Origin of the sequence: Amycolatopsis sp. WAC 04169 (assembly GCF_003947535.1) — a bacterium.
Taxonomy (GTDB): domain Bacteria; phylum Actinomycetota; class Actinomycetes; order Mycobacteriales; family Pseudonocardiaceae; genus Amycolatopsis; species Amycolatopsis keratiniphila.
In genome coordinates, this window is the sequence record NZ_QHJI01000021.1 from 33,965 (window position 1) to 56,996 (window position 23,032).

3 protein-coding genes are annotated in these 23,032 nt (G+C 68.4%); all 3 read left to right on the plus strand.

Annotated elements, in window-relative coordinates:
* Positions 1-331 precede the first annotated feature (331 nt).
* The 3 genes from DMC61_RS40230 to DMC61_RS40240 all read left to right on the plus strand — a co-directional run bounded on the left by DMC61_RS40230 (position 332) and on the right by DMC61_RS40240 (position 23,013).
* Positions 332-1,555 (plus strand): NAD(P)/FAD-dependent oxidoreductase, encoded by a 1,224-nt coding sequence (locus DMC61_RS40230; protein WP_125695670.1) that lies wholly within the window; start codon positions 332-334, stop codon positions 1,553-1,555.
* A gap of 406 nt (positions 1,556-1,961) precedes the next feature.
* Positions 1,962-2,951 (plus strand): S1 family peptidase, encoded by a 990-nt coding sequence (locus DMC61_RS40235; protein WP_125695671.1) that lies wholly within the window; start codon positions 1,962-1,964, stop codon positions 2,949-2,951.
* A 106-nt stretch (positions 2,952-3,057) separates the two neighbouring features.
* The gene (locus tag DMC61_RS40240) at positions 3,058-23,013 is read left to right on the plus strand and encodes a hypothetical protein (protein ID WP_125695672.1); all 19,956 of its coding nucleotides are present in this window, start codon (positions 3,058-3,060) and stop codon (positions 23,011-23,013) included.
* Positions 23,014-23,032 lie beyond the last annotated feature (19 nt).

A 23,032-nucleotide genomic window follows, 5' to 3' on the forward strand; every position in this document is an offset into this window, starting at 1 on the left:
ATTTCCGGTGTTTCCGCCCCAAAGGACACCGGGTGCTGCTGTGTCGGATGGTGCGAAAGAGCCTCGGTGCTGGACGAAAAGTCCTGGTTTCGGTGCCGGGGCCGCGAGGTGTCGCACACTTGCCGACGAAGGACGCGGTGGTCGCTACGGGTTTCGTTCCCGGAGATGGAAACGTCGAGAATTCGTTCAAGGAATTTGCTCGAAAACACTTTCCTCGCGCGCCGAACCTGAGATTTCCGTTAAAGTCTGCGATCCCGGAAAGAAAATCACGCGCTACGCGTCTTCCGTGGTTTTCCCGCGCAGGCCTGCGATCGCTTGAGGAGTACGAGCCATGAGTACGACCGAACAACGGCGCCACGTCGTCCTGCTGGGCGCGGGTTATCTGTCGATCTGGTCGTACCGGGCGTTGAAACGCAAGGTGGGCAAGCAGGTCGACTTCACCGTCGTCGCCCCGGCGACCGCGCACACCTTCCATGGCTGGACCGGCGAGGTCCTTTCCGGCGAACTGCCGCCGGACGCGCAACTGAGCCCGATTTCCGAAGCGATGCCCACCGCGCGGCACGTGCGAGGACACGCCAGGAGCGTGGACCGCGCCGCCCGGACCGTGGAGGTCGAACGGGTCGATGGAACGAAACAGACCCTCCACTACGACCACCTGATCGTGGGCACCGGGCAGTACGAAGACGTGAGCCGGGTGGAGGGGATGGAGGAGCACGCGTTCCGGCTGCGGGACGCGGGCCGGACCGGGAAACTCGTCGCCCACCTCGACGACCGCGTGGAAAGCGCCCGTGCGGCGACCGAGGAGAAGCTGCGCGCCAAGGCGCTGACGGTGGTCGTGGCAGGCGGAGGTCTGGCCGGGATCGAAGCGTCGGTCGCGATCGCGCAGCGGCTGGCCCGTGCCACGGAGGGAACGCCGGAACGGGAGTACGCCGAAGTCGTTCTCGTCACTCCCACCGGCGAACTGGCGAAGGAGATGCCGCCCAAGCTGCGCGCGCATGTCCGCAAAGAGCTCCAGGACAACGGAGTACGTCTCGTCGCGCCGGCCCGGGTCGTCGCCGTGGGCCCCGACGGGGTGAAGCTCGACGACGGTTCCTGGCTGGCGGCGTCCACTGTGGTCGCGGCGATCGGGAACAGCCCGCGTCCGTTGCCGGGGCTCGACGACCTGCCGGTCGACGACCGTGGAGCCGTGCGGGCCGATCGCATGCTGCAGATCGCGCCGGAGGTGTGGAGCGGTGGCGACGCGGCGTCCGTGCCGCTGGCGTCCGGCGAGCCGTGTCCGGTCGATGCGGCGTGGGCGATCGGTCAGGGGAGCTGGGTCGGCGGGAACGTCGCGCGGGTGATCCAAGGCCGCGCGCAGCGTGAGTTCACCTGGAAGAGCGTCGGGGTCACCGCCGGCTTCGGTCGCGGTCACGCCGTGCTGGAGGCCTGGGGGATGTCGTTCCGCGGCCGCCCCGCCTGGCTGTCGAGGGCGGCGTTCTTCGGTTACTACCTTCCTTCACGGCCTCAGCTACGCCGCGTGCTTCAGATGCTCTTGGCCCGGCGCCGGGGGAAGTGACCGGGGCTGGGTGGTCGTGTCGAGCGGAGTGGGCGTGTTGCGAAAGCCACTTTGGCAACCTTCAACGTTGCGAAAGTGGCTTTCGCAACACTCGATTCCTTCAGAAGCGCGGCGCCCGGCCTCGCGACGTCGCATCATGCTGGAGCACCTGTATCGATGCTCCGTCCGGCGTCCGGCCTCCGGGACATGGTGCGAAAGCCACTTTGGCAACCTTCAACGTTGCGAAAGTGGCTTTCGCAACACACCTACGCCGCCGGGCGGCGTCGGGCATGTCGGATCGCGGGGACGCGGGGGCGCGGTTCGTGAAGTGATTCCCTCCTAATCGACGGGACCTGTCCGATGGTGTGGACGGAAGAGACCTGTGCGGCGAAGGTGATCTGACGAGCACTGGGCCCAAGGAGGAACCTTGCGATACCGAAGACTGCTCACCTTGTTCGCCGCACTGATCGCACTGCTGGCGGCCACGGCCGCGATTCCCGCGACGTCATCCGCGCTGGGCGCGGTCGACGTCGCCACCCGTGTCGCGGATTCGGTCGGCTTCGCGTCCGGGGGAATCCACCTCGAGGACGGAAAGGCCGTCGTCAATGTCGTCGACGACGCCGCCGAGCGGAAGGTGCGCTCCGCCGGGCTCAAGGCGAAGAAGGTCAAGCGTTCCCTTTCGGCCCTGACCGAGGTGAAGAACCAGCTGGACAGGCTCAGGAACGTCCCCCAGACCGCCTGGGGCATCGACACGAGTGCCAACCAGGTCGTCGTCACCGTCTACGACGCGGCGACGAAGGCGTCCGCGGACCGGGTCACCGCGGCCGCGGCGGCGTTCGGCGGCAGTGTCCGGGTCGAGCGGCGCACCGGGAAGCTCTCCCTGCACATCGCCGGCGGCGAGCAGATCAGCAGCAGCGCCGGGGCCAACTGTTCCCTGGGCTTCAACGTCACGCGCGACGGCCAGCCGTTCATGCTCACCGCGGGCCACTGCACGAACGCCGGTGGAACGTGGTCCGGTGGCGACGTCACAGGCGCGCCGGTCGTCGCGAGTGACTGCCCTGGCGCGGACACCGGTCTGCTCTCGCGTCCGAACGGTACCGGGCCGGGACAGATCGTCAACGGTCAGCGCATCACCTCCGCGGCGGTTCCCCTTGTGGGACAGCAGATCCAGTCCCATGGCAAGACGACCGGGACGCGCGCGGGCCGGATCATCGCGGTGAATCAGTCGGTCAACACCGACGTCGGCGTCATCAACAACACGTTCATCGCGGAGATCGTGACGCTGCCCGGTGACTCCGGCGGTCCGGCGTATGCCGGGACCCGGGGTCTCGGCACTCTTTCCGGCGGTGACGACCGGGTCAGCTTCTACTACCCGCTCACCCTGGCGATGCAGGCCTACCGGCTCAAACTCGCCTGACGACCCACGGCACCGTCCCGACCGATCCGGGCCGTACCAACGGCCCGGATCGGTCGTGAGCGGACAACGTACTGGCACACAACGATTTTGAGGGGAGGTGAGAGAAGTGTCGGGTGGTTCGGTCAAGTTGCCTGCCGAGTTGCAGACCTTCTTTTTGGTGACGTTGGGGATGCCCTGGCCGGAGGGTAACGACGAGGCGTTGTCGGAGTTGGAGCGGGCGTGGCGTGGGTTCGAAGCGGCCGCCGAGGACTACCGCGAGGCGGTGCGGGCCGGTGGTGCGGGGGTTCCGGGTGCACTGGTGGGGGAGACCGGGGAGTTTTTCGGGTCTTATCTGGGTGGGGACGTGGTGTCCGGGGTCGAAGCGCTGGGGGAGTCGGCGTCGAGTCTGGCGGGGATGGCGAAAACGGCCGCGGCGGATGTGGTGAAGGCCAAGGTCATGATGATCGCGATGGCGGCGATGGCGTTGGCGACGATCATTCATCTGCTGGCGACGTTGATCGGTGCGGCGTTCGTGGGGCTGGCGCAGTTGACGGCGCGGCAGGCGTTGATGGCGATCTGGCGTGGTCTGGTGTCGAAGATGCAGGCGCTGGCCGCGATGAAGGTCAATCGGGAACTCGGGATCCACGTGTTGAAGGCGATCGGTGCCGGGGTGGTGGCCGCGGCACCGCATACGGTGAAGTTCGCGCTCGCGGGCGCGGGGATCATGGGCGGTTTGGATTTGTCGATCCAGACCGGTCAGATCGCGGCGGGGAAACGTGACGAGCTGGACGGCAAGTCGCTGCTGGGCTCGTTCGGTGGCGGGGCTCTCGGCGGCGCGTTCGCGGGGATCTTCCACGCGGCTGCGGTATGGGCGCGGGGTGCCGCGGCGGGGTGGGGGGACAACGAAGCGGCGAGATTGCTGGCGGATCGAGTCAAGGTCGAAGGAGTGCCGCTGGAGGCCCTGAAGGAGGCGGGGGAGCGCCTGGCGGTTGCGCCGCGGGCGATCCCCGGCTCGGTGGAGGCGCTGGGACACCTGTCGTATGGAGCCGGTCAGGTCGGCGTGGTGTTCATCACCGCGCCGGTGATCAACCTGGCGACCGGGTCGCCACACGCGAGTCCGTGGCTGGGGATGCTGGGGGCGTTGTCGGGGTTCGGGGGTGGCCGCGGCGGTAATGGCGCTGGTGGCCGCCTCGACGCGCTGCTGGTCGATCTGGGGCATTTGCCGAAGGCGGTGGAGTTCACGATCCCGGCCGGCGACGTCAAGACGGACGTCAAGACGGACGTCAAGACGGACGTCAAGGCGGACATCAAGACCGACTTCACGGCCGACATCAAAGCCGGTGGCAAGGCCGACGGGGGCCTCACCACTGGGGAACGGCTTTTCCTCGCCCCGCCACCGTCCTATGCGGACACGATCGCGGCCGATGCGGCACAGCGTTCGGTGGCCTCGACCACGCCCGGGCAGGCGCTCGGCACTCTCTTCACCCCCGCGGGACACGAGAATTCCACTGCGCCGGTGGCTTCGGTGGCCGACCCGGTCTCGACAGTCCACATCGGACACAAGAGTGAGCCGGCCGTCACGAGCCCGGCCGCCGTCGACGAAAAGGTGACGGCGCAATTACTCACCCCCGCGGCACAACCGCAGCCAGGTGCGGTGGACGTTAGCCGCTCCACGGCCACCACCGCGGCCTCGACCACCGCGGCCGCCACGCAACCGGCCGCCGGTACCGACGCCGGTAGGACGGCTCCGGAGCGCGGCGCCGGCGCCGCGCCCGAAACAGCGGCCGCGCGAGACACCGGCGTGGCCACCCCCGCGCAGGCGCCCGACACGAAGGCGGTCGACACTTCGTCGGCCGGCCCGCAGCGAGCCGAGAGCACTCCCGCGACCAGCAGCGCGGAGACCGCGCCCGCTCCCGAAGCCCCTGTGGTTCCCGAGCGCGCCCCGATCTCGACGGAAAGCCCGCAGCGGGTCGAGGGTGCTTCCGCGACCACCAGTGCGGAGACCGCGCCCGCTCCCGAAGCACCTGTGATTTCCGAACTCTTGCCGGTCGCGGCGGAAAGCCCGCAGAACCGGCCGCAGCCGGCGGTCACCCGTCCGGCGGCCGCCGAAATACCGACGAGCGACCGCGCGACCCTCCCAGAGAAATCCGCACCCGAGCGGACGACCGCCGACCTGTCTGCCAGGCCGGGGAAGACAGAACTCACGGAGCCCAAGGTCGAGACCGCGGGGCCACAGAGCGGACGATCGGGCGCGGCGACCCCTGCCCGGGTCGAAGGCAAGCCGGTCACGGAGGCTGCCGCGCACACCGCTCAGTCGTCCGACACCCCCAGCCGCCCGGCACCCGCGCGGCTGGAACCGGACCGGAAGATCGCCGAACCGGTCGTGCGAGCGGCGGAGGCCCGGACCTCGGTCACGGCCGACGCGCCGTCGCGTCCGGCCACCGGTGCCGGACGCGAAGACAACCGTGGACAGACGCGCGACGACGCCGGTTCCGACGAGGCGTTGCTGATCCCGGTCGCCTACGTCGACGAGACCCCGCACACCGCGCTCCACGGCGAGGAGCCCCCGGCGCGGATGGGCCGCGCGGAGTGGGCGGAGTGGGAAGAACTCCGCGGAACACTGACGGCGACGCCCTACAAGGCGGAGCGCTTCGAGCCCTACGCCAAAGGTGAGAGCGAGGACGGCAAGCTGGGCGGCCGGATCACGCAGATCCGGTTCTCCGTCCGGCGGGGCCGCTTGGCCAACGGGACCTGGATCCGGGAGATCGCGGTCCCGCTGGCCCTGGTTTCCGACGACGTCGATCAGAAGACCCGGGAAACCCTCATCGAGTCGCTGCAAAAGGAACTCGCCAGGCTCGAAGCCGCCACCGATCCGCACCTCCTGCGCCTCGGCAACGGCGACCGCGCCCACTTGCGCCTGGAAGCCGTGGCCGCGGACGGGTTCGCGGAGGGCTGGGACCGGTATTCCGGGGAGAGCCTTCCGGTCACCGTCAAGAACGGGGAGGGCGAGACCAACCAGGTCGAGTGGTTCCTCGGTTCCGGTACGGGCGCCATGCTTCACGAGATCGTCCACGCCGCGGGCGGCAAGGACGGCTACCGCGATGCGACCGCCGGCGCCCGACGCGAGCCGGTGCGGGGCATCATGGGGCCATCCCCCGAGACGGAGCGGTTCATCGCCCGCGAGACCATGGCCGTACTGGACGGGCTGTCCCTCGCCGCCGGAGACCACGGCGGCGGGCTCCGCAACCCCGACCCGGCGCGGGCGGGCTCGACCTCGGTCGTCTCCAGCGAGCCGTACAACTCGATGCATCGGCCCGCCGAAGCCCCGAAACCCAAGAAGGACCCCGACCCACCGCCGCCGTTGTCGACCCACCGCCGCGGCTCGTCCGGGTCGCGGCCGCGTTCCCAAGGATCCGACAGCGGTCCGCGAGGCTTGTGGCGGCGGTCGAACCCGTCGCTCGGCACCCTCCCGCTCTCACCCTCGATGCCCACGCTCATCGAAAGCGATGCCGAGGCGCGGGCGGGGTTCGCCCGGCTCGTCCGTCCTTCCTTGGTCGCGGTACCGGATTTCGAACCCGTCCGGACGGCCGTCCTCGCCAAGGTGTCGAAGTACGAAGACTGGGTGCGGGAGAACCTGTCCGACGCCAAGCTCGCGGATTTCGGCGCCACCCTGGACGGCCTCAAGCTGGACATCAGCCCTCGGCTGAGCGTCACCGTCGAGGTGCACGCCATCGATACGGCGCAAAATCCGGTGGACCGGACGACAGAATCGGTGACGTCGAGCGAGCATCTGGCGAAAACGATCCAGGCCGCCGACCAGATCGAGCGGACACCGGTGAATCCGACGAGCTTCAGCGCTCCCGCCGGACCGGTGACCGTCTCCGGCGGGCTACGGGGGATCGGCTCGGCTTCCCAGAGCGGCGTCGTGGCGAAGCGGACGTCGAGCAGCGCGTTCGACGTGACCGAACAGCGGCAAGGCACTCGCTCGCGGCATGACGTGACGTATCGGGTCAAGGTCTTCGAAAAGGGGCACTCGCGGGGGACGCGGGAGCGCGACCCGGGCGACGACGTGGTCCTCGACCTGGAACTCGACTGGCCCAAGAACGCACCCGCGGAACCTCTGACACCGGCCGCTCCGGTCGGCGGCAGGCCACCCGGGCAGCGGGCGATCGACTTCGCCGAAGTGCACAAACGCATCAAGCACGTCGAACTCAAGGGGACGAAGAAGGTCTTCGACGCCATCGTCGAACAGCTCGACCTCAAAGAACGGCGTGACGGCGAGGTCGTCGCCCTCAAGACCTGGCTGGACAACCTCGGTGGCGACCACGGCAAGGAACTCGTCACCGGCGGTCTCGCGAAACGGACGTTCGAGTTCAGGCACCGTGAACGGCTGGAAATCCTGGTCCGTAGGCACAAACCGGAAGCGGGGTCGCGGCCGCATTCCTCCCACGCGGGCGGCAGCCAGAGCTCGATCGGTCATCGCCGGTCGAGCAGCGCGCTCGACACGGACGAGCGGAGCGGCACGCGGGAATGGGGAGGATCGCTCGGGAGCGGATTCGGTGAATCGCTCTCGGACCTGGTCGGCGCCAAGGTTTCGGTGACCGCCTCCTACGCGCGGTCCGCCTCCGATTCGGAAAGCCACGCCACCAGCCTCGAACACGAATCGATCGAACAGCTCCACGGCGCGTTCGAAAAGCACGACGAGGACTTCCCGTTCGCCGTGACGATCATGCCGGAATCCGGCGATCGCCCGGTCAGCCGTGGTTCGGGCTCCAGCGCGGGCCGACGGCCGTCGACCCGTGATGGCCGGGTGTACGAACTGGTGGTGCCCGGGTCCGTGCACGTCTATCTCGCCGAGGCGGGGCAGATGGACTCGGAATCCTCCATGGCCTTCGGCTCGGGCAGTGACGGGCAGGCGTCCTCCAAAGCGGGGATGACCGTGAAAGAGGTGCCAGACAGGGCCGCATCGCACTGGAAGATCGCCGAAAGCGACCGGAAGACCATCGCGGGCGTCGTGGCGGCCGTGCTGCGGGGCGAGGAGGAGATCACCGACCACCAGAGCCAGGCGGTGCAGGACGACCTGGCCGCGCTGCTGGGCGAACCCGGGCGAGTACGGGAACTGGTCGCCGGAACGCGCATGCCGCTACCCGGGGAGCGGAGTCTCTTCATCGACGCCCAGGTGGCGCGAGGGCGTGGACACTACGTCAAGCAGGCCACGTGGAAAGAGCTCGCGAGCAAGGTGGCCGTCGGTGAGACCTCACAGGTCGGCAGTTCCCGCTTGCGGGAGGGCATGCTGTCGATCGAGGTCGAGGCGGATGCCGGGCCGGTGACGATCCTCGGGTCCGTGTCGGCTTCGCGGGAACACGAGCGGGCCTGGAACGTCGGCCAGTCCATCCGGAAGGAACAGGGCTGGCCCGGCGGCGCGGACGCCGTCCACCTCTTCAACTACCCGATGACCCTCAACTTCCGGGTGGGCACCGATTGGGCGAACATCGACAAGGAGCTCGAGTTCGAGGATCCGGAAGCCGGGGTACCGATTCCCGGACTCCAGGCACGGCTCCAGGTGGCGGCGCCGGCCCGGCGGGGGGTCAGGGTCGGGGTGGGGATCGAGCATCTCGACGAAACCACTTGGGGCGATCAAGCCGGGTTGAACACTTCGGCGCTGAGGCCGGGGGGACGGCCGGTCCGCTCCGAGCTCGACTCGCTGCAAGCTCTCCTGGACTTCCCGGCGACCATCATCGAAGGGTTCTCGGGGTTGCTGCCCGAACCGGACCGGACCCGCGATCGGGTCGCCGGCGCGGTCAAGCACCTCGCGGCCGGGGAAAAGCCCACACCGCTCGGGATTCACCACGAGGGTGAGTCCGCGCGCGACGCCTCGCAACAGAAGATCGAAACCTGGGCCGGCCACGCCGCACGTCAGGCCAGGCTGCCGCTGACCGCCAAATCCGACGTGCTTCCGTTGGACAGCTTCAACGAAGGCGGCTTCTTCGCGACCGGTAGCCGCGACCTGCACGGCACGGTGGAGCTGAAGACGGATCTCCTGGAGCCGCAGATTCTCCGGCTGGACGACGCGCACGTCTTCGCCGACACGACGCGGACGACGACGGAACTCTCCCCCGAGGAACGCAGAAAACTCGGCGCTGAAGCGTCCGCCAAGGCCACGGTGCCCACGGGTGGCCTGGCGACCGTCGGTGCCCAGGCCAAGGGAGGACTGGCGCGCGAGCGGAGCGACGAAGGCTCCGAAACAGTGGTGGACGAGACCCGCCGTGAGACGACCGAACGCGCCTACCTCGTGGCCTGGGATCACCGGCACCACTTGACGCTGTCGGTGCTCGAAGGGCGTACCGGCATGCTCGGCGGACGGCACACCGGAGAGGCGAAGAGCCGGTCGCTGGAGAAGTACGTCCCGATGGCGGAACTCCGCTGGGTTCCCGCGTCGGCACTCGCCGAGATCGGCGGCCTCCCGCCTGCCGAACTCAAGAAGCTGCACCCGGACGACCAGAAGGCTCTCTCCGCCGGGACTCAGGCCCGGTCTTCGTCCGGTAACGGCCCCGAAGACATCCTTGGTGATCTCGACCCGGCGGACTCGTCGGTGGTGCCCCGGCTGATCGCGAACCTGACGACGGAATTGCGCGCCTGGGAAGCCAAGATCACCGAGCCGAAGGTCCAGCGCGAATTCAGGGCACTGCACGACGAGATGCTGGGGAATTTGGGGACACACCTCGCGCTCGGCGGGTTCGGTGACACCGTGCGCGCGATGCTCCGCGGTGGCGCCGTGCGGTTCGGGAGGCGGGACCTCGACTCGGGAAAGCTCGAACAGGTACTGGTACTGAAGGCCAGGTTGCCGCATGGCCAGGAGAATCCGGTCGGCTTCGACTACCGCGTCGAGTCGTCCAGTACGACGACGACGCGGCACCGTGGCGGCGTCGCCTGGGAAAAGTCCTACGGCGTTACCGCGGAAAGCGCGCCGAAGCTGCCGATTCCCGAGTTCACGGGCTCTTCGAAACTCGGGCTGGACCAAGCGATCTCGCCGCACGCCGGGGTGCAGGGAGCGCGGACGACCTTCCGCGGGCCTGAGCGGGCCGCCGCCACGACCGTCAAATTCGCCTGGAACGGCAAAGCGACGCAGCGGATCCACGATCTCGAGGTCTGGGTGGAGGTCCATCCCTGGGCCAGGTCCGGGGTCTATGCCCGCCACGTGCCGGGTATCCGCCACCAGCACGTGCGGGAAATCGAAAAGCTGAGTCCGTCGACCTTGGACGCCGTGGTGCGCTCCACGCTGCCCGCCTTCCTGACCGACAGCGGCTCTCCCTCGCCCACCATGACCGGCTCCCTGCGCGAGCATTGGGCCGACGACGGGCGCGGTGCCTCCTGGCCGGACGACGCGGCGCTCTGGGGGTTCCCCGTCGAGGCGCCCAAACTCTACGCGGAGATCCACAAGACCGTCGAAAGCATGAACGCGGAGCGCACGTTCGCCGTCCTGGTCGCCACGCAGGCGCCCTTGCTGGGACGACGCCTGCCGTCCTTGCTGTCCGAGGACGGTTACCTCGTCGACGTGGGCAGCCGTACGACCATCGACTCCGTCAGGATCAAGCTGGATCTGGGGGACCGGTACCTTGTCCGGGAGATCGAGGGCGCGTCGCTGACCGTCGGCCGTGACGCCGCGACGAGGGCCACCGTCGAGCGCTCGCACGAGGGTACGGTCTCGGGCGGGCTGCTCGGTGGGCCGGTCTCCGGGCTGGTCGGGGAACTCGGCAAGGAACGGCAGTTCGGAGCTCCCGCCGAAGAGGTCCCGATCGAACTCGGCGGGACCCCGGAAGGCCGGGGCGATGGTGTCTTCTGGGTCAGCGCGGTCCCGGATTTCACGATGATCTTCAAGCAGGCCAATGGAAAGGAGGGCAAGCCCCTCCGGATCGGCCCGGATGGCCGGATCGATCTGCTCGTCGACCGCGCGGGGTTGGCGGCGCTCGGTCTGGAGCCGCCCGCGGGGACCCGCGGCGGGCTCGCGCCGGGCATCCCGTCGATCGCGATCAGGGTGCCCACCGCCATCAGCCGGACGTCCACGTTCGCCAGTGACCGGACGATCAAAGCCGCGAGTGCCAGGAATCCGGTCGGCGAGGCGCGAAGCGACGCCACCTCCGTGCATCGCGCCGTGAGCCGGGAGAAGGATCTCAAGATCCTGCGCAAGGAATTCGCCGCCTTGGGCGGGACGACCGACCGGCCCGCCGTCCGGGTGGAGGTCGACGAGCGCTTCCGGCGCCTCGAGACCGCGCTGGACAACGTCCCCGCGCCGATCGCACGCCAAGTCCTCGACATGGTCCGCGGGGCGATGTTCGCCACCGAGAACATCCCGGTCCGTGCGATCGACATCGACGGCCACACGCAGCGGCAAACCATCCGGCCGTTGTCCCCGGACGATCTCGGACGCCTGGTGGACGACGTCGCCCACCAGCTGGAGCAAGAGAACAACCCGTTCCGCGAGGGAGGCCTTCTCGCCGGTCTGGGCCCGCAAAAGGACGTGGCGCTCCTGACCCGGCTGGCGCACCTTGCCACGGTGAACCTGCCGCGGGTGGGGCGCGACTTCCTGCTGCAGCACCCGGCTTTCCACGCTCTGCTCGCCAATCCGGACGCGCTGAAGGAAGCGCTGTACGCGGCAGGCGAACTCGAACCGGATCGCCGGACCCCGGCCGGAGCCGCGGTGAACTCGGCCCTGCGGGCGAGAGTGCCCCTGCTCACCGGGCTGATCGTGCTCGGCGTCGCAGGGGTCACCAGGTTCCTCAACGACGGCGACCGCTACGCCGGGCTGGAGGTTCAGCCCGCGCGGGAGGCACAGCTCGTCAAGTCGGCGAGGGGAGTCAAAGAGACACTGCAGAAGGCGCTCGATACGACTGCCGACCTGGCCGGCCGGGAGTGGCAGGACCCGAAGGCCTGGCACGGCCTCAGCGAGCAGTGGGCGAACGCGATGCAACAGTTCGCCGTCTTGGCCGGTGTCGGCCTGGAGACGCACGCCGCGCGTGCGGACGCTTACGCCCGTTACGTCGCGGAGGGAGTGCTGCCCGCGTCGGATGTGCCGTCGAGGCCGGGTGAACTCACGTCCCGGGTTCCCCTGGCTTCCTGGCTTTCGGACGAAGGCGAGCTGGCCGCGTTCTGGGAGCGGCTCGCGGCCGGGGCGGGACACGTGCTGGCCGGTGCCGAACTCGCGGTGTTCGTTCAGGCGAGGAGGTCCGCCGACGGACCGGTCTTCGCCGTCGCGGACCCGGAAGGCCGTCCGGTCGAGCTGAATCCGGCCGCCTTCAGGGACTGGGCGGCGGAAAAGGGCCTCGCGGCGCCTCTTTCCCTCTTCCCGGCTGCTCGGATTCATGGGCCGTTGCTGACCGTCCCGTTCAGCGGGGGGCTCTGGGCGGGGGCGCGGGATTCCCGGCCGGTGCCAGGCACGGCGAGGCCGGGGATGTTCGAGCTGGTCCTGGCCAAGGACGGCGAGCGGCCACAGCCGCACCAGCTGGCGGCGGCGCTGCGGGGGAGCGCGTGGAACCACGCCGACGAGATCATGCTGTCCGGACGCGACCGGGCGGATCTGGAGCTCCTCGGTTCCGCGTTGAGCCGCGACCTGGGTGCGACCGTGCGCCACGAGTTCGAGCGGGGCAAGGCGCCGCTCCTCGTCACCTCGGACGGGCATCTGGCGGTGGGCGGACTCGGTGCCCAAGGCGCCCCGGGCCGGCGACCGGCCGACGGGATCACCGCACTGCCCTTGCCCCTCGACCTGGGTGTGGCTTTCGTCGACCCGGCTTTCACTCGCAACCTGACGGGGGCCTTCGAAAACCACCCGGACGACCGGATCCCGGTGGCCGTTCACCACCGCGATGGCCGGTTCTTCCTGCCGGACGCGCGGAAGCGGGAGTTCCCCTATGACCCCTTCCAGTTCGCCGAGGCGCTCGCGAGCCAGCCGCTGAGCCTGGTGAGGTGGGCGCGATTCTCGAAGGTCTCCCTCTTCGCCTGCGATCTGACGAACGAGAGCCTGAGCAAGCTCAAGGCCGCCGTCGCCAAGCTGCCGGTGCTGGCACACCTCGATGTCGAAGCGATCAAGCTCAACACACGCATCCACATCACGCCGGACAGCGATGTGCTTTTCGGTGATCAGCGCGCGTTGCCGGAGGGGACGCTTTCGCTGACCCCGCCGGGCGCCATCGTCCCGGTCCTGGCCGACCCGGCTTCGGCCGATCCGGGATTGTCGGTGGCGCGGTTCGGGGAGGACGGGGTTCCTCCGGCCGAGTTCCTCACTTGGCGTCCCGGGGACTCCGGAAGCACACTGCTCGGGCACGCGCGCCAGTTGGTGGTCTCCGACCTGATCAGCCGTTTGGTCGCCAGGTTAGGGGGCGGCGAGTCGCCGGAGGTTCGGGACCGCGTGAGCGAGCCCATGCCGGAGAGCTGGGTCCGCGCCTGGCTCGAAGGCACGGGTTCTCCCCACCACCCCTTGGGAAGCTTCCGGGAGGCGGACACCTTCGCCCGGGAGTCGGGTCACGTGGTGAACGCCTGGGAGGTCGCGCAGGCGTGGGGCCGCGCGAGGGTTTCGCAGGAGACCCGGCTGGACGAGCGCCACGAGATCCCGGCGGAGGACAGGGTCCGTATCGAGTACATGGTGGACGGGTTCGTCGACGCCGCGGTGCAGGCGCCGGCGGCTTCGTTGCCACGAGTGCGGAGCGCGGTGTTCGTCGCGCCGGGTTCCCTGGCCGGTACCGACGGGCTCGGCGCGGTGGTCGAGTCCCGGATCCGGCTGCGGCTGAGCAGTTATCCGCCTGGCGTGGTGACGGTCACGGCGGACCAGCTGCTGGCCCAGGTGTCGGTTTCCGCGCTCACCCGCCCCGACGGCGATCCGCAGATCGGTGTCGTGCAGGTCCATGTGGAGGGGCAGCGTGCGCTGAGTGGTCTCTACGGTCCCGAGGCCTATTCCCTGCCGGGCGATCGCCCGAGTCGCCACTGGAAGGAGCTGGACCAGGCGCGTGCGGATCTCGCGCGGCTGGCCGACGGTGCTCCGGTTCTCGCCCGGGCCGGAGAGATCATGAATCGACTGCACCAGCCTCCCCGGGTCTTCGTGGAGCGGGAGCCGTCGCGGGTGCACCAGGCACACCGGGAACGTCATCGGGCCGCCACGGACCTGGTCGCTTGGGAACTGCTCTGGAATGGCGAGCAGGCCGCGATCGAGCGGGCGCGTGGCCTGGTCACGGCGGTGGGCTGGCCACGTCGAGGCGGAGTCGTGGGCGGCGCGCCGCGGGCCGACCAGCCTGCTCCGTCGACGGAAGCCGGTTCGTCGAGGGCCGCGGCTTCCACGACGCCGGAAGAGCCGCCTCCACCCGCCGACGTGATCGGGTGGCAGCCACCGATGCCGGGTACGCCGGGGCCGCGCACCCTGAACGAGTACGTGGTGGAGAACCACACCATCGCCGGGGAGCGCAACTTCAACGCCTTCATCGGGCCCAATGAGCTGGGCAAGATGCCTCTCGAACTTTGGGAGATGGTACGAGACCACCTCAGGAACGACGGGACACCGGCAAGCTGGGCACGGGCCTGGGCCGAGAACATGGGGCCACGTCAGCCGCTCCAGGCGCGGTTCGGCGGGACGCACGGTGTCGCGGCGGCTTCGGGAGGGTTGCTGAACTCCTCCGAAGTGCAGCAGGCATGGAATCGCGCGCGAACCACCTTCGAAACCCGGCTGAGCGCCAGTGGTGAGCTCGACGGAATCGACCGGCACTTCTCCATCGGCCTGATGATCGACGGATTCGTCGACGCCGCGCTTCAGCCGCCCCCACGGATACTTCCGAAAATCCAGGTCGCGGTCTTCGTCGCACCGGGCTCGTCCACCGGGGTGTCCCATCTGCGGACGACGGCCGGGCACAAGATCGATTCCCGGCTACAGCAGTATCCGGCGCACGTGAGGTCGCTGTCGGTCGAGCAGTTGCTCGCCCGTGTGTCCATCACCGCGCTCACCAGGCCAGACGGTGACCCTCAGATCGGCGTCGTCCAGGTGCGGGTGGAAGGGCAGCGGAGGTTGTCCGGGCTCTACGGCCCCGAGATGTACACCGACCCGGCCAACCCGCTTCCCTCGCACCAGACGCACTTGGCAGAGGCGCGGAAGGTACTCGCCGGGCTCGCCGAGGACCATCCAGCGTTCGCTCAGGCGCGCGAGATCATGAACAAGTATCACCAGCCGCCTCGCGTGTTCGCCGATCAAGAACCGCCCCGGTTGCATCAGGCGCATCGGGAGCGTCGCCGGGCCGCCACCGAACTCGTCGCCTGGGACCTGGTACGAACGGTGCCCATCATTCCGGGCGAAGAGGTATGGGCGGCGGAATTACGAGCCCGGGCCTTGGTCGCCGCCGTGGGCTGGCCCCGGGAAAGCAGGCTTCTGGGCGGTGCGCCGCGCGATGATCGAGCCGGGCAGGCGAGCGAAGCCGGTTCGTCGAGGTCCACGGGAACCGAGCGGATGGTCGACGTGGCGTCGCGGTTGCCGGGCGGCGACGCGCTGGCCGGATTGTGGGAGCGGCTGGCCGGTCCCGAGGGGCGGATGTTCGATTCCGCCGGTGGCCCCGTGCGGGTCCGGGCCGTGCTGTCGGATGACGGGCCGCTGTTCGCGGTGGAGTCGGCGGCCCGGCAGCTCGAGCTGACTCCCCAGGAGTTCGTCTCGTGGGTGGCCGAGCACGAGGTCTCGGCTCCTGAGTCGCTCTTCCCGCACCGGGACACCGTCTCCGGGAAGGGCAAGGCCCGGCAAGAGAGCGGGCCGGAGCATGTTCCCGCGGTGGTGCGGCAGGCGACCGGTCCGGCCGCGAGCAGCGACCTGGTCACGGTGCACGACGGCCGGGGCACCCCGTACGCGAACGCGAGGAACTCTCAGGCTCTCCTCGCTTCGATGCTGCCGGGAAAGACCACGTTGGCGTCGGTGGCCGATCTCCCCGGCACGCTCTTCTCCTGGGCGGTCGGCACGCATCTTTCGATCGCTTCCTGGCGGGACGGGCGGATCCATCTCCATTCCGACGGTCGGGTCGGCACTTCGGAAACCTCGGGTAGGGGACCGGCCGCCTCGGCGGACCTGGTCAACTGGGCACCGTCGCCGGCGGGGAGGACCCTGGTGGACGAGGTGCGGGACATCAGCCTCGTCAACGACAAGAACCTCAAACTGCTGATGGGTAAGGGCAATCCCACCCCGATGCCCGTCGAGCTGTGGAAGCTGGTGCAGGACCAGCTCGAACTCGACGCGGTACCGCCGGAACTGGCGAGGAACTGGGCCGGATCCCCGAGCGTGCATCGACTCGGAGACCAGCGAGCGGCGGAGGCCTCTGGAAACGTCCTGAACCCCTGGGAGATCAAGGCGGCGAAGGGGCGGGCCCGGGCCTACTTGGAGACGCGGACGACCGATTTCGGCACTCTTCCCGAGCCGGCTTTGGGCAAGATCAAGCTCATGGTCGAGGGCTTCGTCGACGCCGCGGTACAGGCGCGACCGGAGTCCTTGCCTTCGATACGAGGTGAGGTGTTCGTCGGTCCGCGCTCCCTGGGGGCAGTGACCGCGAACAGTCTGCTCGCCCGGATCGACTCGACGATCAAAGCCAGGTTGGCCGAGTACCCGAAGAACACGGTGACGACGTCGGCGAAGCAGTTGTCGGAACGTGTCTCCGTCCACGCGCTGACCCTTGCCGACGAGGACCCGCGGATCGGAGTCGTCGAGGTCCAGGTCGACGGGCAGCGTGAGCTGACCGGGTTGTACGGTCCGTCGGCCTATTCCGACCCGAAGAACCCGCTTCCTCGGGTCAAGACGTTCGTAGCGGTGACGCGGAAACTGCTCGCGGGAGTGGACCGGAACAGCCCGGAGTTCAGCCGGGCACGGGAAATCATGGCCAGGTTCCACCAGCCGCCTCAGGAGTTCGATGGTCGGCCGCCACGTTTGCACCAGGCTCACCGGGAACGTCACCTCGCGGCAACGGAGTTGATCGCGTGGATGCTGTACAGCTCGGATCCCGGGTCTGCGGTTCTGGCCGTGAGAGTCGCCGAAATGCTGGTACCTGACGTCGGGTGGCCACGGCCGAGCCGGATCGACGGGGTTCCGACTCTGAGCCGTGTCATCACTGGACATCCGTCCGCCGATCGTGAAGTGGCCGCGCTGGCGCTGCCGCGGAACACCGGTGTGGCCTTCGTCGACCCGCGTTTCTTCGGCAACGTCGTGAAGGCATTCGCCGAACGCACGGACGATTCCGTTCCCGTTGTGGTGCACCACAGGGACGGCCGGTTCAGTCTCCCGGATTCCGCCGGTCAGCGTGGCTCAGCCGGCTATCGGGAGCTGGCGGAGAGCCTCGCCAGCATGCCGGCGAGGCTGATCGAATGGCAGAAGTTCTCCCGTGTCGTGCTCTACGCTTGTGACCTTCCCAAGGAGGCGCCAGGAAGGCTCCAGGCCGGGCTTGCCGAGATACCCGCTTTGTCGCATCTCAAGGTCGAGGCCTACTTCTTGGGAGAGCGGGTCCATTTCCTGCCTGAGGGCACCGTCGTCACCGGTGACGTGCCCGGTCTGCCGGACGGAACCCTCACGCTCGCGAAATCGGCCCGTGAGTCCGTCAGGGATTTCTTCGCGAGCTTCCGCACGGCCTTGTCCACCGCCGTACATCTCTCCCGATGGCATGGGCGGGTCGAGGTCGATTCCCAGGGCACGGTGACCGGGACCAGGCCCACCCCGCTGAGCGGGCTCGTGGGACGCGAGCCGACCGCCTTCGGCCGGACACTCACGCCGCCGGACGTACTCGCGTTCCGGCCGTTCCTCGACGGTGCGGGCCCGAGCACGCTGGACGATTACGTGCGCAACCGCAGTCTCGTCAACCAGGCCCGCTTCGACGATTTCCTGTCCAAGGGGACGAAACCCCTCGGGTTGCCAACGGAAATCTGGAACCTGGTGCGGATGCAGCTCATTCTGGATCCGGATTCGACCCCGCTGAACTGGGCAGGCGACTGGGCGCAGGAAATGGCCCATGCCGAACGCCCGCGACTGGCCTGGACCGACGACCTGACACCGACGGGCCCTTATGGCCGGGACGAAATACGGCAGCTGTCCGGGTTCGCCTTGAACCCGGCGGGGGCCCAGCTGGCCTGGCACCGGGCGAGGATTGCTTACGAGACCAGGCTCGACTTCGGCCGGGGTGAGCTGCCCGAGGAGGCGCGTAGCCATATCCACCTGATGGTGGAGGGTTTCGTCGACGCCGCCGCGCGCGCCCATCCTGGCGAGCTGCCTCGAGTACGTGGTGAGGTGGTCGTCCCGAAGGGCCAATCCGGCTGGGCGAACTTGGTCCGTTCACTGGTGAGGACGACAGTCGAACAACGGCTGGAGGAGTACCCCGAGGGTGCCGTACCGCTGACGGCTCAGCAGCTGTCGGGGCAGATCTCGATCTCCGTGATCACCCGCCCTCGGCGTGACGTCGAAATCGGCAAGGTGCGGCTTCGTGTCGACGGGCAACGTGCTCTGTCCGGATTGTATGGACCCGAAGCGTTCACCGATCCGAACGACCCCTGGCCCGGCCGCGCGGGGCTTTTGAGCCAGGCACGGGAAAGGCTGGCGCTGACGAAGCCGGACGAACCGGTCTTCGTCAAAGCCAGGGAGATCATGAACCGGTACAACCAGCCTCCACGCGTGTTCGCCGGCCAGGAACCGCCGCTGCACCGAGCACATCGCTTGCGCTATGAGGGGGCTGTGGAGCTGATCGCCTCCGGATTGATGGTCCGCGTCGAGCTGAAAGAACTCGAGGAAACGGCCAGACTGCTGGGCGATGTCGTCGGCATGCCACGACTGGGTGGTGCCCCGGTGCCGTCGAAGGGCCTGTTCACCCTGCACTCACCTGCCGGGGGCAGGGTCGCCGCCCTGGCGTTGGAGCACAACACCGGTGTCGCTTTTGTCGGCCCTGCCTACTTCACCCACGTCAGCCGGGCCTTCGCCCCGATCCGAACCGACGCGCTTCCCTTGGTGGTTCATCATCGGGCGGGTCGATGGGACCTTCCCCGAGCCGATGGGAGCCTGGTGCCGCACAGTTCGCGTGAGCTCGCGGAGGTGCTTGCCCGCGTACCCGCCGAGCTTGTGTCCTGGGGGGCCATCGAGCAGATCGAGCTGTTCGCCTGCGATGTGACGCAGGCCGAGGTGTTCAGCCTTCAGGCCGCTCTGCGCGACATACCCTCGCTGGCTGAAATCTCGGTTACCATGCGCCTGCTGAACAGGAGCGTGCGTATCCTGCCCAACGGTCGTATCAGGGGTTACCACCGAGGAGCCGACGCAGACCGCGGGGCGCTCGTCCTCGGAACGAACGCGGCCACCCATGCCGGTGATTCCGTGTTCGCCGCACGGAATCTGTACGGTGAGGAAAACCTGATCTCCTTGCTGCCGGACGACGTGGACGCGGCCGTGGTGAGCGGTTCATGGGCGAACGCGACTCCGCATTCGCTGAGAATGATCCGGCGGGAAATCAACCAATATGGGGAAACTCAGGTCGAGTTCGCCCCTTGGTCGGACCTCGTCACCGATCATCGTCCGTCTCCGCTCGTGCTCAGGCTCTGGCCGCGTGGATCCGGGTTCGGGGTAGGCCCGGAAATTCTCACTCCGGCGGAGACCATGCGCCGTCTTCACGACAGCGAGGCCTTCCAGCGCTATCTGCGAGAACCGGTGCGACGGCCCATCATCGTCCTCTCCTCGGGGAACCAGACGGTCACCGATCAGAGGGTCGGTGAGTTCCTCAACGTCCTCATCGGCATGGTCACGCCGGTGCAACTGGTCAGCTATCAGGGGCCCTACGTGGTGGCCGAAGGAGGGCTCAGGTTCACGCAGTCCCCGCGGGTCGGCTACAGCCTGATCGCGCCGCTCACCGACCTTGAACTGTCGGTCGCGCCGGACGTGTTCACCTTGTCCGGGACGGCAGGGCCCTCCGCCACGGTCACGGCGCGGAAGGTCGCCGCGGCGGTGACGGCGAGTTGGGGGACGAATCGCCCCGAGCCGGCCCCGCTGGTGATGGTGGTACCCGGTGACGACACGGTGGCCCACGTCGCCGTGCGGTCACGCGACGTCCGGCTTCCGCTCGGTGGACGGGAGATCGCGGACCTGTTCCTTTCGGTACCGGGCGCACGGCAGGTACTGGCTTCGGATACGCGCAAACCTGTGGTGCTCGTGGGCGACTTCGACGCGAGGGAGGCTCGGCCCGGTGGGATCCGGTTCGATGTGAGCTCGACGTTGGCGGCCCATGGCTTGTTCAACCCCGTGTATGCCACGAACAGCGACGCGTCGAGCGGGTTCCAGCTGGTCTCGGGGTTGTTCGCGGACCGGGTCAGAACCGAACTGGTCTTCGGCCCCGACAGGCTGCCCGCGGCGCTTTTCGTCCGGCATGAGGGGGACGAGATCGCGTTGCGACAGGTTCAGGCCTGGGCAGGCGGCGCGGCCTCGACCATGGGGCAGGTGGTTCTGGGGCCGGACGGCCAGAAGGTGGAAGCTCCCTGGCACAACGCCCTTCCGATCTTTGTCAAGCCTGCCGACGCCGGCCGGATCCACCTGAAGCGCTCCGACGGCGAACCCGCCATCGGAGAACCGGGATTGGCGTTGCGTGACAGTAAAGAACTGCGTGTGGCCTTGGGAAGAGAGGCGGACGGCCATTCTTGGCCGCAGGGCGAGCGAACTCCGTTCCTGATCCCGGTCGAGGGCAGGCTCAGCGAGCTGGAGAAGTTCACGACAGACCTCGCCGGCGGTGGCTATTCGCGGGCCACCGTCGCGGCGAGAGGCCCCGTAGAGCTCACAAGCCTCCGCCGGATCAGGCTCACCGAGCAGGGCTTCGACCGCGTGCCGGCAGTCCTGCCCACGCCCGCACAGTTCGTCAGTCACCCCTTGAAGACTCCCGACTCGGCGGTTCACGGGGTGTTCTTCCCTCGAGACCACGTCGATCTGGTCCGGTTCGCGGCGGTCGACGCGCGGACCGGTCCGCTCTTGAGCGGCGGGTATTTCCACTTCCCCACGAAACCCGGCAACCCGCATCTCACGCCTGGTGGTGCGCCGAGCTGGCGTACGATCCTGCACGGCAGCCGGGCGAATGTCAGCATGGCGTTGCCCGGTGCTCTTCCCTACGAGCTGGGGGATCGGTTCACGGTGACGGGGGACACGGCAGCGGACGCCTTCTTCGCCACCTCCGCGTACCAGCGCGCCCACCCTGACCGGAACCGTCCTTTCCGGCTGCTTTCCTGCAACGTCGCACACAACAAGAAGCTGATCGAAGCTGTCAAGGCGCGCTGGGGCAAGGGAGCGATCATCGCTCCTACCAGTGTGGTGTACTTCGGCGGCAAGATCGTGGGTGCCGCATTGGAAGCCCGTAGCCACCTGGTCCGGGCGGACGGGACGCGGCCACCGAAGCTCGCCTTGGCGGACTTGGCGGTCGAGCACATCCCGCAGAGAAAGATCACGCATGACGCGGGAAATGTCCTGCCGAAGAACGTGCAGGCGGCCGTCCGCACCGCCGTGCGCGCGTCAGCCTGGCGGGTGATCAGTGGCGCGGAACCCGTGCGGATCCGGATCACCGTCGGCGGAAAGGACGAGGCGGACGGAATGTCCTGGGGGAAGGAACTCGCGGCAGGGATCCAAAAGCTCGCGCGAAGCGAGGCGTCAGAGCTGTCGAAGCACTACAGCTTGCCGGCAGAGGGTGCGCGTCGCATGCCGATCGACGTCGTTCACGCGCTCAAGAATGAGCATCCGGCCGTCGCTCACGTGAAGTTCGACCTGGCCGAGGGAGATTTCGGCCAGAAGAGCTTGGCCACTCGTGATCTTGACCAGATCACCCGCGTCTTCGCCGCCTTGGTGCCGAACAGCGAGGGAATCGCGCAAGGGGGTCCGGTCCAGCCCATGGCCGGCGCTCTCGAAGGGCCAGGGCAGCCGTTCGCGGCGAGCTCGTCGTCGGGGCCGTCGATTCCGGTGTCACAGGCCGGTCACCTGGCGCCGATGCCGGCGGTGGTGCCTGCTCCTGGCTGGCTGCTGAATGGAAGTGTTCCTTACGGCGCTCTACCCGGCTGGCGTCCGCCCGCATCCGGTGAAGCGCGTGCGGCGACCTGGTACGAAGCTGTTCGGGAACGTGAGTTCAGAGCCGTCGATCTGTTGAGCCGGAGCACTCGTCTGCTGCCGGAACTGGGGCTAGAGGTGAAAGACACTTTCAGCATCGAGGTGGATTGGGTGCGTGCCTGGGTCGAGTCCATGGATTCGGTCAGGGGACCGGATGGATTCGTGTACTCGAACGCAGCGCTGGCGGAGCTCACCGGCGTCGGCCTCACCAAATGGGAGGTCGGGCAAGCCCGTGGGAACGCCCGGGTGAACCTCATGGATCGGCTCGACGAGGACGGCAACCTGACCTACAACGGGAAAGCGTCCTTGTACCTGATGGTCGACGGGTTCGTCGACGCGGCGGTCCAGGCGAGTCCGGACGCCTTGCCTCGCGTCCGTGGAGCGGTCTTCGCCGCAGGCCAGGCGATGGAAGGTGCCGCGAAGGTGGAAGCTCTCGTCAAGGAGAGGGCCCGCTTGCGGCTGGCGCAGCACCCCGAAGAGGTGGTGACGATCACGCTGGAGCAGGTGCTGGCACGGGTGGAGGTCGAAGTGATCACGCGGCCGGAGGGGCATGAGGAGAGCGGTCTCGCCCGGTTCCGGGTGGACGGGCAGCGTGAACTCTCCGGGCTCTACGGTCCGGAGGCCTATTCGAAGCCCGACAATCCTCTGCCACGGCGTGAGGATTTGCTCGCGACCGCGCGCCAGGAAATCGCTCAGCGGGAGCCCTCCGACCCCGAAGTCGTCGAGTTGTTCACCCAGGCGGAGCAGATCATGAAGCGGTATCACCAGCCTCCGCTGGAGTTCGACGGCACGGAGAAGCCGCGGATCCACGAGGCGCACGAGGAACGCTATACGGCGGCGAGGGAGCTGATCGCCTTCCAGCTGGCACAGCCGAATCACACCTTCGAGGCGAACCTCCGCAGCGCCGATTCCGTCGCCAGGCTGCTGATCGGGGAAGTCGGCTGGCCGCGGCCGAGCACGATCGTGGGGGGCACGGCCTAGCCGGTGGGTCGTGAGTGGT